This window comes from Advenella sp., assembly GCF_052108595.1.
Lineage (GTDB): Bacteria > Pseudomonadota > Gammaproteobacteria > Burkholderiales > Burkholderiaceae_B > Advenella.
Genome location: NZ_JBQEAU010000037.1, coordinates 19,123 through 34,125, shown reverse-complemented (window position 1 = coordinate 34,125; position 15,003 = coordinate 19,123). Strand labels below are relative to the sequence as shown.

The following is a 15,003-nucleotide window of genomic DNA, read 5'->3' as shown; positions in this document are numbered from 1 at the left end:
CCATGTCCGCAGTCCAAGCGCTTTGGCTGCCGCACGCTGACCACGTGGCAAGGCGTCGATACCCGCCGATACCTGGACCGCAACCCGGGCCGACGCAAAGAACCCAAGACACACAACAGCGGCGACAAAGGGACCGTTAGACAAGGTTTTGATCCAGTAACCCATCGCACCTGGCAAGAGCTCGGGGATCACAAAATACCAGACAAACATCTGGACCAATAGCGGAATATTGCGAAACAGCTCAATGTAGGCAAACGCCAGTCGGCGAGCTGTCGCTGACTCTGTGGTTTTCAAAACGCCAACGACCACGCCCAACACCATTGCAATGGCCCAGGCCAGCAGTGCGGTGGTGAGCGTCCAGCTCAGTCCCGACAACAGGCTGTCCATGTAGGTGCCTGTTCCATCCGGCGCGGGCTCTGCAAAAATCATCCAGTTCCAGTGGTAGTTCATTGTTGCCTCTCTAAATGGCCAGACGGTCTTGGTCGCTGTTGTGCCGGTTAGGCTGGGCTGCAGCCAGTCCGTTTTGCAACTGGGCACGCTGCATTGAACTCAGGGGAACCAGGGGCAGTTTCATCGTTGCCCAACTTTCGTCCTGGCGCTGCCAGGCCAGAGCGGCCTTCACCGCCGGCACCAGGGGAACACTGGTCAAGGCCTTGCGCGCATTGACCATCGGGCTATAGATTTCATCGGACGTATCCACACCGGCCTGATAGGCCGCGCATGCCAGATGCGGGAATACATTCACCGAAGCAGATATGCAGCCGGCAAATTTTTTCCTGGCACCGTCCCTGAGCGTCGCTTCATCACTCGGAAACACGGCAAGCTGGCTGAAATTTGTCGCTACCACCTCGGCATACGGCAAATCGCCAGAGCTATCCTTTATGCCCGCCAGTAATGCGCCAAGACTGCGTGTCAGACGTTCGATCACATCCAGCGAGTACTTCAGGCCGGTAAATTGCGGGATGTTGTAAAGATACAATCTGCTGCGCTGCAGGCTCGCGCGCTCCGCCAGGGTCTCAACATACTGCACTAGCGCGCTGTCGCCAACACCCTTGTAATAAAAAGGAGGCAACAGAAGCGCGCCGGCAAAGCCCATCGTGTCGGCCGCTTGGGTCAAGGCAACTGCGTCAGCCAATGCAGCGCCACCGGTGCCGACCATCATCCGCTGCGCCAGGCCGGCCGTTGCCACCGCTTCCATGACCTGCAAACGCGTGGTTCGGTCAAAAGACGTCGCCTCTCCGGTCGTTCCTAGCAAATTAACCCCCTGGCAACCGGCATCGAACAGATCGCCGATGAACGCCACAAGCTTTGCTGTATCAGGCTGGCCATCAGCACGCAATGGCGTCGGCACGGCGGGAATCACGCCATGAAGAATCGGGTTCATAGCACCACCTCCTGCTTACGGGCCGACAAGGGAACGTAAGCCACCACATCGATCTCGACCTGCACACCGTTGAGCTTGCAGCCTACCGTGGTTCGTGCCGGCCGGAAGGTCGGAAAATGTCTGGCGTAGACCTTATCGAAGCAAGCGGCATCTGCAAGGTCACTCAGAAAAACACCAACCTTGACCACATCCTCCAGCACACCGCCTGCAGCCTCGAGCGTCAGACGCACGTTTTCGAGGGTGACCGCCGTTTGTTCTTCAATAGTCTCTCCAACTACCGCACGCAAGCCGTCGCGCGGCGTCTGTCCCGACACAAAGATAAAGTCTCCGGCGCGAACCGCGTGCGAATAGTGGCCGCCGCAAGCCTTATCGCGCGGCGTATGGATCATCTTCAGCATGTTATTTTCCATGTAAAATAGGTTAATTGTTTTGTATCACACATTATTCCATTTTGTATCGATACAAAATAGATTGTTCCGATAATAGACGGGTACATTTATTCCTGTCAAGCCTTGCGCTAAGGCTACGAATCGAAAAAGGCAATATATGCAAAGCTCAAACGACTGGGCGCCAGATCTGTCTGCAACCAGCGGACCGATGTACAAAAGAATCGCCCAGGCCCTCATTCAGGACATCCGTAGCGGCAAGCTCAAGCCCGGCGACCAGCTACCGCCAAACCGCCAACTGTCATCCCAGCTTGGCGTGACCGTTGGCACTGTGTCCCGCGCATTCGGCGAGGTCGTAAGAGCAAAGTTGCTCGAAACCGGCGCGCGCCGCGGCACGCGCGTGAAGGATCCGGCCACAGCAGATGTCGTTGAGGCAGCAGCTGGCGCAACCACTGCCAGAAATCGAATGGCAGATCTGCGTGGTCACCAGGCTGCATTGAAAAGCTGGGGAAACGACATCGGGCAGGCGCTGTCAGTGTTGCACCAATCGCCCACCTTTGGTGAGCTCCTGCGCTACGATGACCCGGCCGGACGCGCCACCCACCGCCAGGCTGGCGCCCAGTGGCTCAGCCGCAACGCCGATACTCCCGTAGACCCTGCCCGGGTAGTCGTGACAGATGGCGCACAACACGCGCTTTTATGCGGTTTGCTGGCATGCAGCAAGGCCGGCGACTCTATCGCCACGGAGCAACTGACCTATACGGGCCTGAGAACCCTGGCGCCCCGGCTAGGGCTCAACTTAGTGCCTATCGACATCGACGAGCACGGCCTGGTACCAGATTCCCTGCGCGAAGCAATCGCGACACACCCGATCAAAGGCCTTGTCTGTGTGCCCAATATCCACAACCCGACAACAGCAACGATCCCGGCAGACCGACGAATGGAGATCGCCGACATTGCAAAGCGGGCCGGCATTTTCCTGCTGGAGGACGATGTGTACGGGTGTCTTGCGCAGACCTCCCTGCCTACCCTGGCATCCCTGGCTCCGGAACTGACCATCAGAATTACCAGCTTTTCCAAATCCCTGGGCCCTGGGTTGCGTGTAGGCTACATGGAAACACCACGCCAGCTAACAGCAGCAGCAATCGAGGCGGTACGCGCCACAACCTGGATGGCCTCGCCAATCTCAGCTGAGGTGGCAGCCCAACTTGTCACTTCAGGAAGTGCCGAACGGGTACTGCAAGAGAACAGGCTTGAGCTGGGCGAACGAAACAAGGCGCTTGCTCAGGCGCTTGCCGGATTCGATTTGCAGACAAGTGCGTTTAGCTCCCATGCGTGGTTGCGACTTCCCGATCCATGGACTGCGAGCCAGTTTTGCCGACGGGTAGAAACGATGGGCTATCGAGTTGCCCACTCAGAAGCCTTTGCCACGAGTCTTCCCGCCGTAGACAACGCCGTGCGCATCAGCGTCAGCGCAGCACAGGACAGAGCCGAGCTGCGCAACTTTGGATTACTTATTGCAGACATGCTGAATGAAGAACCACACCCCCCCTTCATTGGGATTTTCCCCTAGTCCGCCAGCAGTATATACCATTGACTTTCTTTATGTATCGATTGATAATTGAATTTCATCGTTTTGTAACGATACAATAAGAAGTCCGTGAGCGATTCACGCTGCGGCACCGGAGAAGACACCCATGAAAACTTCAATGTTTGTCGCAGCCCTTACGCTGATCGCCAGCACGTGCGCAACCGCCCAGCCAGTTGACACACTCAGCAAAATCAAGCAAAAGAACGAGATCGCGCTGGGCGTTCGGGAAACCGCACAACCCTTTTCCTATCTCGATGCATCACACCAGTTTGTTGGCTATTCGGTCGACCTCTGCCTTAAAGTCGTAGAAGGAATAAAGACCCACCTCAATCAGCCCGATCTCAAGATCAGGATGGTACCCATAGCCTCTTCCAACCGTATCCCGCTCATGGCCAATGGCACAATCGACCTGGAGTGCGGCACCACCTCGAATACAGTCGAGCGCCAGAAACAGGTCGCCTTCTCATCAACCATCTTTGTGTCCAGCACACGATTTGTCTCCAAGAAAAGCGCCAACCTGGCTGATCTGAGTTCTCTGGCCGGCAAGGCGGTTGTCGCCACGGCGGGTTCGTCAAACATTCGGCAGATCACGGCCCTGAACGTCGCGCACAAATACGGCATGCGTATCGCGCCGGCACGCGATTTTGCCGAAGGCTTCCTGATGATGGAAACCGACAGGGCAGCCGCATTCTTCCTGGACGACATTACACTTGCCGGTCTGGTGGCCAACGCAAAAACGCCGGATGCATACGTGATTTCCAAGACCCCCCTGTCGGTCGAGCCGTACGCCCTAATGATGAGAAAGGGGGATGCCTCCTTCAAGAGACTGGTGGACGATGTGCTCAAATCCACATTTGCAAGTAATACCATCGACGGCATTTATGCCAAATGGTTCGAGTCGGCGATTCCACCCAAATCCATCAACTTACGGGTCCCCATGAGTCCAGCACTGCGACGCGCCATTGCCACTCCTACCGACAGCACCGACGCTGCCTCATACCAATAACGAGCGCTGCCACATGAAATGGAATGCATTTCCCAGAATCGGCTTCACTGAACATGCAACGCCCCTGCAGCCGCTCTCGCGACTGTCTGACCATCTGGGCGGGCCGAAGATATTTATCAAGCGCGACGACCTCACAGGTCTGGCCGGCGGCGGCAACAAGGCTCGCAAACTGGAGTATCTGGCAGCTGACGCGCTCGCCCAGGGTGCCGATACCCTGATTGCGACGGGCGCGACCCAGTCGAATCATGCCCGGCAAACCGCGGCGGCTGCCGCCCAGTTGGGCCTGGACTGCATATTGCTGCTGGAACGACGCTTGCAAGGGCAACCCGCCGAATATTACCGGGCAGGCAATGCGCTCCTGAACCGAGTGCTCGGCGCGACGCTCTGCGAGGAGTTGCCTGCAGGCGCGAACATTGCGACAGCTGTTGCCGAGCTGGAAACGCAATTGATCCAGCAAGGGCGCAAACCCTACGTCGTCGCCGCTGGAGGTTCAAGCCCATTGGGCGCGATGGGGTATGTTGGCTGCGCACATGAAATCACTACCCAGGCGTCCGATCTGGGAATTAAGGTCGACTACATTGTGCATGCGGCCGGAAGTGGCGGAACGCAAGCGGGCCTGGTTGCCGCACTGTGCCGTCACAAACATACCCGGGTGCGAGGCTATAGCGTGCGATTCGATTCGAATCGCATGTCGGCAATCGTTCATGCCATCGCCAACCAGACTGCGAGCCTGATGGATGCACCCTCCGTACGCGCCGACCGGATAGAGGTCGATGACACTCATATCGGCGACGGATATGGTATCGCAACCCCCGAAGCCCTGGATGCCATCAAGCTCCTGGGACGACAAGAAGGCATCCTGTTGGATCCTGTGTACACAGGCAAGGCCATGGCAGGCTTGATCGCTGATATTCATTCGGGTAGGTTTTCTGCGGACCAGAACATTGTTTTCCTGCACACCGGCGGCGCAGCCGTACTGTCTGCTTACACCTCTTTGCTCTAGCTTGTTTTCCATTCTAAAAGGAAGAATCATGAACCAAATAATTTGCGCATTTATTGTCTCCTTGGGTGTAATATCAAGCTTGCAATGCAGCCACGCCACCGAGACTGCCTGGCCGACAAAGCCGGTTACCATTGTGCTGCCGTCGACACCTGGCGCGGCATCTGATGTATTGACGCGAGCCGTCGCCGCCGAGTTGGCCAAAATCACCGGCCAATCTTTCATCATCGAGAATCGGCCGGGTGCCGCAGGCGCGATCGCGCTATCGCATTTGAAACGTTCAGCGCCTGATGGCTACACGCTGAGTTATGGAAATATCAATAACCTGGCTATTAATCCCGCGTTGTTCAAGAAACTTACATACGACGTGAACCGAGATTTTGTCCCGGCCGGCCCGATGTATACAGTACCCAATCTAGTCGTGGTGCGAAAGGATTCCCCCTACAAAACGATCGCCGAACTGATTGCCGCCGCCAAAAAATCCCCGGGCCAGATGACATGGGCAGCCTCCAACATCGGAAGCAGCGGCCATATGGGGGGTGAGCTCTTCAAAGATCTCAGCGGCATTGATAGCCAATTTATTCCGTATACCGGCGATCCTCAATCACTGACAGACCTGGTGGGAGGCCGGCTTGACTATACGTTCACTAATGCCACGGTCGCATACCCGATGGTTGAAAGCGGCAAGCTGCGTGCACTGGCAATTACAACCAGCGAGCGCGCGGAGATGGATTCCTCAATACCGACCCTCGCGGAAAGCGGCCTCAAAGATTATGAGAATAGCGCCTGGGGTGGACTGATCGCCCCAGCCGGTACGCCCAAGGACATTGTCATGAAAATAAGTGAAACGCTCAACACAGCGATGCGTTCACCCACGGTACAGGCAACGCTAAAGCACTCCTTTGCCACTCCCACCCCGGGATCTCAGCAAGAGTACAGCGAGTTGATCGCCCAGGAGCAGCATAAATGGGCGCAGCTTATCGAAAGCGCCAAAATCGAAAAACAATAATACGGGCCGCGTACTTGATCGCGCTCACCCAACCCCAAGGTATCCCTATCACTTATGCACGACTTCATTCTCTCTCACGGTTCAATCATTGATGGCAGCGGCAAACCACGCGCAACCGGCGATGTTGCCTTAAAAGACGGCCGTATATCCGCAATCGGCGATTTGACAGACGAATCGGCCGCAAGGCGAATCGACTGTAGCGGGCGGATCATCGCGCCCGGATTCATCGACTGCCACTGCCACTCGGAACTCTCCCTGATTGCCAACCCCGGCGCTGAAAGCAAGGTTCGTCAGGGCGTAACCACCGAGGTGCTAGGAAACTGCGGATGGTCCACTTTTCCATTGGCTGGTGCGAACGCGGCTGCGTTCCGTGAACAGGCTGCCCCCATCTTCGGCCACCCCACCATTGAGTGGGAATGGGAGGACCTCGACGGTTACTTCGAGCGCGTATTCAGGCAAGGCGCCGCCGTCAACGTCGCCACACTGACAGGACACGGTGCGCTGCGTGCTGCGGTTATGGGGCTTGAGGCGCGAGCACCAACCCCGGCCGAACTCGAATCCATGAAGGCCCTGCTTCATCGGACAATGCAACAGGGCTCGCTAGGTTTGTCATCAGGCCTTTGTTATGTACCTGGCGTCTACGCCGATTCGGACGAACTCGTTGCTCTGGCAGGCATTTCCAATGACTATGGCGGGTTGTATGCGACCCATATGCGGGACCAGGTAGATGGGCTGCTCCAATCCGTTGACGAGTCTGTGGATGTTGCCCTGCGTGCGCATATTCCGTTGCTGATCTCTCATCACAAGACTAGCGGTACGAGAAACTTCGGCAAGACACGTCTGTCGCTTGCCAAGCTGGACAAGGCCCGCCAACACGGTATCAGGACGTATTCTGATATGTACCCCTACCTGGCCGGCAGCACGACCCTGTCCATGTTGTTTCCACCCTGGGTACTGGATGGCGGGCGGGACGCGATGATGGAAAGATTGGCATCGCACGAATGCCGCACGCGCATCAGGCACGACTGGACGCATGGCCTCCCAGGTTGGGAAAACCGTATCGCGGCCCTGGGCTGGCACAACATTTCCATCTCCTATCTCAAGCACGCCGAACGCCAGGCCTACGTCGGCCTGACGGTACTCGAAGCCGCGCAACAGGCAGGCCAGGAGGTCTGCGAATTTGTCTTTGACCTGATGCTGGCAGAACAAGGCGAAGTTGGCCAAATTATGCAAAACTCGTGTGACGAGGACCTTCGGAATGTGCTCACGCACGCACACAGCATGATCGGCAGTGACGGCCTGGACGTCGGCGATCACCCGCATCCGCGTCAATACGGAACATTCCCGAAAGTCCTGGGGGAACTCGTACGCGACAAAGGGTGGATGACGCTTGAAGAAAGTATATTCAAAATGACCGGCTACACGGCGCGCACATTTAAGCTCGGCGATATGGGGCTGCTCAAGCAAGGTTATCGGGCTAACATCACTGTCTTTGATCCCGCCAATGTACAAGCGAACGCCACTTATGAAAATCCGCGACAGTTCGCCAGTGGCATCGAATGGGTATTTGTGAATGGACGTCCCAGTTTGGCCGATGGAGCGGCGACCGGCGATCTTGCGGGTACTGCAGTTCGCAGATGCTAAGCCCGATTATTGATGTTGAGACGGACTGGTTTGTGAAGTAGAACACGGTGCCGGGGTCGTCAATCACTGCCCTATCGCTTCGCGAATGCCCTTTATGACATTTGTATTTGTCGGACTATTTTCGTGGTTTGGGAAACAACAAGATCGTCCGCATGATTGCGAAACGCGCCACTCAGCATTTGCTGCCAATCTCTGCTTAAGCGCTTCTATTGCGGCATAATTGTCGTGAGCTGTGATCTGGATAAATTTGTTCAGGCTCCCGACTTCAGAAATATAAATACTAGCCATGCCGACCCGATTTTGCACCCTGGACCGTTTTGACAACGGCTGTGCAACGAGTGGGGCCATATTGTAAGTGCCTGCGATAAAAACAAATTAATCTCTATTAAGCACGCCACCCTTTGGCGCAAGAACATCAATCCAGAAACTGCTGTGCAGTTATAGACAAGCACGCTACCTCATCTGCAACGCGGGCCATCGAGTTGGCCAATTCCCCTGTTTTCGCTCCAATCAATACACTGGGGAAAGTCGTAACCGACAGCACTGCCAGTATCCTGCGCTCATGCAAAACGGGCACTGCAAGCGTCGCATTTTGGTGTTGCTTGTTGGGCAAGCGCAAAGCATACTTCTGCGATTTTACGAGCGCCAGCTGCGCGCGCAGACCGCGCTCTACTGAGCGCCACTCGTTCTCGCTTAATTCCCCGGTTTCATGCCATGCGATCAAACGCTCGCGTTCCTCGTCATTACAGAAAGCCAAATACACCTGCCCCAGAGCCGAATCAAGCATGCTATGCGTATTGCCAACTGTCGTGTGCATTGGCCCGATAGGACTATATGGCATGCTGCTGTATCGCACGACCATGTGACTATGCTCTGCAATGCCGATTGCAAAGGGAAGACCCGTTTCTCTGGTGGTACGCAGCAAAATGGGAATCGCCTGCTCCACGATGGTTTCATGCTCGCTAAAACCCTCGCTCAGCAACCGTACCTTTTCTGTGAGCGAGTAAATGCCTCTTACCACGTCAGAGCGTACATACCCTTCATTTTTCAACGTCGCCAACAAGCGGTGTATGGTCGTCTTGGGCATCCCTGTTTCTTGCTGCAGGCTGACCAGCGTGCTGGCAGGCTGTCTGTTCATTGCGCGCAATAGTTCAAGCGTTCGAACCACGAGTAACATGGATTGTTGTGTCGCCATTTTTCTGCATGAGCATTGTTAAGATGAAAGTAGATTATGGCATGGCCCCATGGGTTACAGACCGCGCCAATTCCTCCCCACGGAATAAATGAATATCTGTAACGGATAAAAGCCAGATGCTGCTTATACTGGACTACGGACTAACGAGACTTCAACTACATTTAGGAATCCCATGAAAATTGGAACAATCGAACGCGAAGGCATCCCGTTGCTTGTGGCAAGTATGACAGATGACCAGGCAACCGTTTTAGCCGACGTTATGTCGGATGCCCCCACCGATATCCTTCAAGTAATAAGCCACGGCCAGCCTATACTCAAGGCCATCGCCACAGCAATTGAAGGGCGGCACGGTCAAGACGTCGACGCCCTCAAATGGCTTCCTCCCGTACCCCGTCCCGGGAAAATCGTTTGCCTGGCGCTCAATAACAGCGCGAACAAAGACCGGATCATGAAGGGCCCCAGCCATCCGGCGACCTTTATCAAACCCTCTTCATCATTGGTGGGCCACGGTCAGCCGATTCGCTTACGGGAAAGCTTTGGCCGAGTTCATCCCGAGCCGGAATTGACTGTTATCATCGGCACCGGCGGCGCAGACATCCAAAAAGAAAACGCTTTGGATCATGTCTTTGGCTACAGCATTATCAATGACCTGACCGCACCATTGATGCGGGGTGAGGACACGTTCCACTACCGCGCCATACATCCGAAGGCAGATGGCAGCACCGGCATTGAATACAAGGATAGTTGGGTCTCATACCCAGGCCGCTACAAAGGTACGGACACGTTCGGTCCGATGGGACCATGGATTGCCACTGCCGATTCCATTCCCGACCCACATAACCTTACTGTAAGCTGCCTGCACAAGGGTGAGTTAATCACAGAAGACAACACAGCCAATCTGACGTACAAAGTGGCCGACGCCATTGCTTTTATTTCTTCCTTCATGACGCTGGAGCCAGGAGACATTATTTCCATGGGTACTGCACTCAAAGCCGCCGGGTCGGAAGGTAAAGCTGTGCAGAATATTGATCTTACCCAGCTGGGTGGACCGATAGAAGTGAAAATTTCCGGGATCGGAAGACTGATCAATCCGGTCGAACAACGCTGATTCGCTGACCCTTAAAAAACAATGGGCCCCATCGGTTGGGGCCTTTTCAACTTACGGACATTATCCGTAAGTTGTGTGTTCTGCGCTTAAGGCGCGATACCGTGTTTGCGGGAAAACTCGGTCCATTGCTCGGTATCGCTACGCATTTCCTCCTTGAACGTCTCGCCGGTCTCAACATTAAGATCAAAGCCGTTGCGAGCCAACTGGCTTCTTATTTCACTGTCGTTATTCAAATCGTGCATCGCTTTGTCCAGCGCGGCCGTCACGTCCTGCGGTAATCCTTTTGGGCCCAGCAAGGCATACCAAACGGAAACACGATAGCCGGGTGCGACATCAGCAACGGTAGGCACGCCTGGCAGCAATGGGCTGGCCTGCCCTTCGGCTACGGCAAGAATTTTCAATTTTCCGCTATCAACATACGGTTTGACCAAACCCAATGAAGAAAACACAACATCCGTTTCAGCGGACGCAGTCGACAGCGCCGCCTTGGATCCTCCTTTGTAAGGCACATGCAGCAACCTGATTCCCGCCAATTGTTCAAACAGCGCACCGCTCAGGTGATTGAATGATCCGTTTCCGGCGGAGGCGTAGGTCAGACCTTCCGGCTGTTTTTTTGCAGCATCGATCAGCTCGCCTGCTGAGGAAACCGGCAATTCTGATCTGACGGCTAGCACGTTCGTGATAAAACCCAAGCGTGCAATTGGCGTAAAATCATCGATAGGCTGGAAAGGCCCTTTCAGGCCGATGGCGGGCTGCAAGATATGAGTGCTCATCGAGCCTAGTACCAGCGTGTAGCCATCCGGCGCCGAACGCGCCACCTGTTGCGTTCCAATATTGCCGGATGCCCCCGGTTTGTTTTCGACAACGAAGGACTGGCCCGTATATTTCCCGAGACGTTCGGCTACCAGCCGCCCCAGCATATCGGCAGAACCGCCTGCCTCCCACGGCACAACAATTTTCACCGGTTTTTCCGGATAGGCGGCATAGCTCGCAGCCGACATGCAAACAGTGGCACATGTGGCCAATATAAGCGTGGCAATATTCAAACAGCGCTTTGACATAACGTCCCTCTCATATGAACAGATTTTGTCCCATCATATGGCCACCTCGGCGTTTACTGCTACGGAATCCTTGCGACGTTCCGTGCGGCGGAATCAAAATATGAGATGTATACTGCGCTATTGATGCGAAAGGCAGCCATGCTACGCGACGATTTGCCGCCCTTTTCCACTGCGCGTGAGAACAATTGCCAGCCGTCCAGGAGTCAACACCGGCTAAATCGAACCTCACGCGATAACACCCGCGTCCGCTCGCAGTGATACCTGGGTTTTATGGTATTAATCGTAAGGGCGCCCAAGTTTCGAAACAAAACGCCGGTGGGACCTCCCCGCGGCCGGCGTTTTTGTCGCCTGCCACCGTTATGCCAGCAGGCGTGCTTTATCCAATATTTAATATCAAATATCAGATCCCCAGACCCCCAGAGATGCTCAGCGTCTCGCCGGTAATATAGCCTGCAGAAGGCCCGGCAAGAAAGCAGACTGTTTCGGCCACCTCTTCCAGGGTCGCAATGCGCCGGATCGGATGCAAGTCCAGAATGGCCTCGCGCGTTGGCAGTTCACTAGCGACTTCGGCAGCCATATCAGTTGGCATAATGCCTGGCTGGACAACATTCACGGTAATGTTGCGCGATCCCAGATCACGCGCAATACCCTTCGCATAACCGACTAACGCCGCTTTGGTTCCGGCATAGTCTGCCACTGAAGCAAAGGGTATGCTGGTGCCAAGCCGTGAACCGATGAAGATAATCCGACCTCCATCGGACAGTTTTGACGCGGCGGCGCGCGTATTGGCGATCGTGCCCATGACATTGACCTGCCATTGCTGATTGTAGTTTTCTGCATCCAGCGCAGGATCGTCCACCAACTGGCCCTGGATGGCGATGCCGGCATTGTTCACAAGAATGTCCAGCCTGCCTAATGCCGCTATCACGCCGTCAATCAGCGGCTGAGCGGATTTCAGTTCGGACTGGTCGCTCTGGATGGCAATGGCGCGCACGCCCTTGGCCTTTAATGCTTCCACGACGGCTGCCGCCTTGTCGGCCGAAGTCGCGTAGCTGATCGCCACGTCTGCGCCACGATCGGCAAACGCATGTGCCAGTGCGACGCCAAGTCCGCGTGAGCCGCCGGTAATAAGAACGGTTTTGCCGTTGAGGTCTTTGTGCATGGTAATTCCTTTTTTGAAAAATGGACCGGTGGGTCCGGGGGGTACGTTAATGGACTGATAAGTCCTGGGTTTACGTTCAGTAGGCTGATAAGCCCTGATTTACGTTATGTGGACCAATAAGGGATGATGCAAGGCGGCGTTTCGGCTTGAACCACCCATCCATAATTCATATCGTAATGATCATTACGATAACGGACGGTATGATATACTGTCAAGCACTTTCGTAATGCTTGTTATGTTTAAGAAAAAAGGATCAACTTCAATGGGACGCCGTCGTCAGTTTGATGTAGACAAAGCACTTGATGCCGTACTCTGTGTCTTTTGGCGTAAGGGGTATGAAGGCGCATCGTATACAGACCTTACCGAAGCCGCCGGTGTGGAGCGCCCTGCGCTGTACTCTGCGTTCGGCAATAAAGAAGCCCTCTTTCGCCGGGCGCTGCAGCGCTATTACGAGCAGCATCAGCGCTTTATTCCAGAAGCGCTCGCAAAGCCCACCGCAAGGGAAGTTGCGGCGCACCTGCTGTTTGGCTCGGTCGAGCTGACTACGAGCAGTCCTGAGCATATGGGGTGCTTTCTCGTCAATGGCGTCATGGCCGGATCTGACCAAGCCGAGCCGCTGCGACAAGCATTGATAGAAGCCCGCGCAGCCGGCGAAGCCAAACTTCGTGAGCGTTTCGAGCGGGCAAAGGCAGAAGGTGATTTGCCCAAAACCGCCAAACCCGAAGCCCTTGCGGCATTTCTGATGGCTGTGCTCCATGGTATGGCGGTGCAAGCCAAAGCAGGATTTAGCCGCGACATGCTGCAATCGGTTGCCGAACAGGCGCTATTGAGCTGGCCTGTCCGCAACGCCAAACGTTCCTGATAGTGATCGGAGATTGAAGTGCGGCAACGCTATTTATTGGTCTACGATTACGAGGAACGCACAAAAAAATCGCTCATAAACAAGCGTTAATGCATTTTTGTAATGTACTGCCGGCATGCACAGACAGCATACATAGAAAGGAAAGAAAACACCGACCGAATACACTGACAAAATGCACAGACAGACCCGGAAAAAGGAGACAGGATGCCAAACTATGTTGCATTATTGCGCGCCGTGAGCGTTGGCGGAACCGGCAAACTGCCGATGGCCGAATTGAAAGCCATGTGTATCGCCGAGGGATTCGAAGCGGTCCAAACGTATATCGTCAGCGGTAATGTCGTTTTTTCTACCGAACTATCGGAAGTCCAGGTAAAGGCGGCGCTTGAAAAGCGGCTGCAAACCTATGCCGACAAGCCCGTTGCTGTACCGCTGGCTGAAGCGCATGGCCCAGCGATTACATTTGCCATATCATCCCGAAAATACGATGTAATCGGTTGCCCAGGCTCAACCAGGCCTGCAACCACGCATGCCGTTTCGGTCATCTCAATGCCCGGAGACCGCGCTATCAACTGGCCAATACAACCCTCAGGATTACCCACCTTTCCAAGTTCAAAGATGTCCCGGATGCTGCCGGTTCTGTTACGCCTACAGCAGCGAATCGATACCGTCATCCATCAAATCGACCACGCGCCGGTATTCTCCGGGTGTAATCCCCAGATGCTGACGAAAAAAACGAGTGAAATGCCCCGGTGCCGAAAACCCGACATTATAGGAAATATCGCCGATTCGCATGTCCGGCTTGCAAAGCTCTGCGATCGCAGATTCCACCTTTAGCGCATTGGCGTACACGGCTGGCGTCAAATTGGTGCAGCGGCGGAACAGTTCGAAGAAATGGGCGCGAGACAACCCGCTTTCGGCCGCCAACTCCGTAAAGTTCTCGCCATAATCCAGGTTCTCGCGCATTCTGGCCACGGCGCGTCGAATGCGTGGATCCATTGTATTGGATCGCAGGCTGGAAAATAACTGCGAAGAATCGCGAAGGGATGAGTGACGCTCGGCGGTTGCCATGAACAGGTCGAAAATCCTGCCCTCAAGGATGTCAGATGCAATTTCCTGGGATACCAGCATCTCGGCGGCCAGCGAATTGACCAGCAGCCGCGCGCCAGCAGGTAGTGCGGCACAGGGCTTGGGAAAAAACTGTGGGTGCCCACTCACGGTGAGCGAGCGCAGCACCTTGCTCAGCCAGGCGGTTTCAAGATACAGCGCCATCAGGATGCATCGCCCCTCGCCGCTGGGCGTATGCTCATAAGCATGGGGCTCCCAGGCATTGATGAGCACAACACTGTCTTTTGTAAGCGGCTGGCTTCGTCCCTTGACCAGAAACGAACTGTCGACCCCGCTTATCTTGATCAGGGCGTGGCAATGATGGTGGGCATGAATGACCAGCGGTTTGCTCATATCGAGCAACGATACGCGGCCAAAGGCGCCTTGAAATATTTTAATCGCCGTTGACATGGTACCCAAATGAGAACACCCGCCCGCGCGGGAGGCGACAGGCTCAGTAAGCCTGTCGCACAATATTTGTTAATTATATC

14 protein-coding genes and 1 pseudogene are annotated in these 15,003 nt (G+C 55.1%); 8 read left to right on the top strand and 7 right to left on the bottom strand.

Annotated features, from left to right (window positions below; all coding sequences use genetic code 11):
- From ACTIKR_RS08825 to ACTIKR_RS08815, 3 genes are all read right to left on the bottom strand, one after another.
- Positions 1-450 (bottom strand): ABC transporter permease subunit (locus ACTIKR_RS08825; protein ID WP_442327641.1); only part of this gene is annotated, 450 nt, incomplete at its 3' end.
- Positions 451-460: 10 nt separating this feature from the next.
- Complete coding sequence (locus ACTIKR_RS08820; protein ID WP_193090410.1) at positions 461-1,384, bottom strand: dihydrodipicolinate synthase family protein; 924 nt, start codon at positions 1,382-1,384, stop codon at positions 461-463.
- Positions 1,381-1,794, bottom strand: a complete 414-nt coding sequence (locus tag ACTIKR_RS08815; RefSeq protein WP_442327640.1) for a RidA family protein — start codon at positions 1,792-1,794, stop codon at positions 1,381-1,383. The genes ACTIKR_RS08820 and ACTIKR_RS08815 overlap by 4 nt, the downstream gene beginning before the upstream one ends.
- 136 nt (positions 1,795-1,930) lie before the next feature.
- Between ACTIKR_RS08815 and ACTIKR_RS08810 the strand changes: the two genes are divergently transcribed.
- From ACTIKR_RS08810 to ACTIKR_RS08790, 5 genes are all read left to right on the top strand, one after another.
- Positions 1,931-3,343, top strand: coding sequence for an aminotransferase-like domain-containing protein (locus ACTIKR_RS08810; protein ID WP_193090411.1), 1,413 nt, complete (start codon positions 1,931-1,933; stop codon positions 3,341-3,343).
- A gap of 124 nt (positions 3,344-3,467) precedes the next feature.
- On the top strand, positions 3,468-4,367 hold the full coding sequence (locus ACTIKR_RS08805; RefSeq protein ID WP_100699245.1) for an amino acid ABC transporter substrate-binding protein: 900 nt from the start codon (positions 3,468-3,470) through the stop codon (positions 4,365-4,367).
- A 13-nt stretch (positions 4,368-4,380) separates the two neighbouring features.
- Positions 4,381-5,370 carry a D-cysteine desulfhydrase gene (locus tag ACTIKR_RS08800; RefSeq protein WP_193090412.1) on the top strand — a complete coding sequence of 330 codons (990 nt, stop codon included), beginning with the start codon at positions 4,381-4,383 and terminating at the stop codon, positions 5,368-5,370.
- Positions 5,371-5,539: 169 nt separating this feature from the next.
- Positions 5,540-6,376 (top strand): Bug family tripartite tricarboxylate transporter substrate binding protein, encoded by an 837-nt coding sequence (locus ACTIKR_RS08795; protein ID WP_442327639.1) that lies wholly within the window; start codon positions 5,540-5,542, stop codon positions 6,374-6,376.
- A gap of 54 nt (positions 6,377-6,430) precedes the next feature.
- Positions 6,431-8,020 carry an N-acyl-D-amino-acid deacylase family protein gene (locus ACTIKR_RS08790; RefSeq protein WP_100699247.1) on the top strand — a complete coding sequence of 530 codons (1,590 nt, stop codon included), beginning with the start codon at positions 6,431-6,433 and terminating at the stop codon, positions 8,018-8,020.
- A gap of 415 nt (positions 8,021-8,435) precedes the next feature.
- Here ACTIKR_RS08790 and ACTIKR_RS08785 read toward each other — a convergent pair whose 3' ends face one another.
- On the bottom strand, positions 8,436-9,215 hold the full coding sequence (locus tag ACTIKR_RS08785) for a helix-turn-helix domain-containing protein (RefSeq protein ID WP_193090414.1): 780 nt from the start codon (positions 9,213-9,215) through the stop codon (positions 8,436-8,438).
- Positions 9,216-9,387: 172 nt separating this feature from the next.
- Between ACTIKR_RS08785 and ACTIKR_RS08780 the strand changes: the two genes are divergently transcribed.
- Positions 9,388-10,323: a fumarylacetoacetate hydrolase family protein gene (locus tag ACTIKR_RS08780; RefSeq protein WP_100699250.1), complete on the top strand. Its 936-nt coding sequence runs from the start codon at positions 9,388-9,390 to the stop codon at positions 10,321-10,323.
- Positions 10,324-10,409: 86 nt separating this feature from the next.
- Here the strand turns inward: ACTIKR_RS08780 and ACTIKR_RS08775 are convergent, their stop codons facing one another.
- Together ACTIKR_RS08775 and ACTIKR_RS08770 are read right to left on the bottom strand one after the other, a co-directional pair.
- Positions 10,410-11,384, bottom strand: a complete 975-nt coding sequence (locus ACTIKR_RS08775; RefSeq protein ID WP_100699251.1) for a Bug family tripartite tricarboxylate transporter substrate binding protein — start codon at positions 11,382-11,384, stop codon at positions 10,410-10,412.
- Positions 11,385-11,784: 400 nt separating this feature from the next.
- Positions 11,785-12,546, bottom strand: coding sequence for an SDR family NAD(P)-dependent oxidoreductase (locus ACTIKR_RS08770; RefSeq protein WP_193090415.1), 762 nt, complete (start codon positions 12,544-12,546; stop codon positions 11,785-11,787).
- 262 nt (positions 12,547-12,808) lie between these two features.
- Here ACTIKR_RS08770 and ACTIKR_RS08765 point away from each other — a divergent pair, with 262 nt between their 5' ends.
- Both ACTIKR_RS08765 and ACTIKR_RS08760 read left to right on the top strand, forming a co-directional pair.
- Complete coding sequence (locus tag ACTIKR_RS08765) at positions 12,809-13,408, top strand: TetR/AcrR family transcriptional regulator (RefSeq protein ID WP_193090416.1); 600 nt, start codon at positions 12,809-12,811, stop codon at positions 13,406-13,408.
- 204 nt (positions 13,409-13,612) lie between these two features.
- A pseudogene (locus ACTIKR_RS08760) lies at positions 13,613-13,834 on the top strand (DUF1697 domain-containing protein); the annotation flags it as partial.
- 219 nt (positions 13,835-14,053) lie between these two features.
- On the opposite strand, the gene ACTIKR_RS08755 reads toward ACTIKR_RS08760, so the two are convergent.
- Positions 14,054-14,923 carry a helix-turn-helix transcriptional regulator gene (locus ACTIKR_RS08755; RefSeq protein ID WP_100699254.1) on the bottom strand — a complete coding sequence of 290 codons (870 nt, stop codon included), beginning with the start codon at positions 14,921-14,923 and terminating at the stop codon, positions 14,054-14,056.
- Positions 14,924-15,003: the final 80 nt, after the last annotated feature.

Excerpts from the sequence above, each read along its gene's own strand:
- ACTIKR_RS08800 (WP_193090412.1), top strand. The coding sequence starts at position 4,381 with ATGAAATGGAATGCATTTCCCAGAATCGGCTTCACTGAACATGCAACG.
- ACTIKR_RS08820 (WP_193090410.1), bottom strand. The coding sequence starts at position 1,384 with ATGAACCCGATTCTTCATGGCGTGATTCCCGCCGTGCCGACGCCATTG.
- ACTIKR_RS08785 (WP_193090414.1), bottom strand. The coding sequence starts at position 9,215 with ATGGCGACACAACAATCCATGTTACTCGTGGTTCGAACGCTTGAACTA.
- ACTIKR_RS08810 (WP_193090411.1), top strand. The coding sequence starts at position 1,931 with ATGCAAAGCTCAAACGACTGGGCGCCAGATCTGTCTGCAACCAGCGGA.
- ACTIKR_RS08775 (WP_100699251.1), bottom strand. The coding sequence starts at position 11,384 with ATGTCAAAGCGCTGTTTGAATATTGCCACGCTTATATTGGCCACATGT.
- ACTIKR_RS08805 (WP_100699245.1), top strand. The coding sequence starts at position 3,468 with ATGAAAACTTCAATGTTTGTCGCAGCCCTTACGCTGATCGCCAGCACG.
- ACTIKR_RS08815 (WP_442327640.1), bottom strand. The coding sequence starts at position 1,794 with ATGGAAAATAACATGCTGAAGATGATCCATACGCCGCGCGATAAGGCT.
- ACTIKR_RS08780 (WP_100699250.1), top strand. The coding sequence starts at position 9,388 with ATGAAAATTGGAACAATCGAACGCGAAGGCATCCCGTTGCTTGTGGCA.
- ACTIKR_RS08765 (WP_193090416.1), top strand. The coding sequence starts at position 12,809 with ATGGGACGCCGTCGTCAGTTTGATGTAGACAAAGCACTTGATGCCGTA.
- ACTIKR_RS08790 (WP_100699247.1), top strand. The coding sequence starts at position 6,431 with ATGCACGACTTCATTCTCTCTCACGGTTCAATCATTGATGGCAGCGGC.
- ACTIKR_RS08755 (WP_100699254.1), bottom strand. The coding sequence starts at position 14,923 with ATGTCAACGGCGATTAAAATATTTCAAGGCGCCTTTGGCCGCGTATCG.
- ACTIKR_RS08770 (WP_193090415.1), bottom strand. The coding sequence starts at position 12,546 with ATGCACAAAGACCTCAACGGCAAAACCGTTCTTATTACCGGCGGCTCA.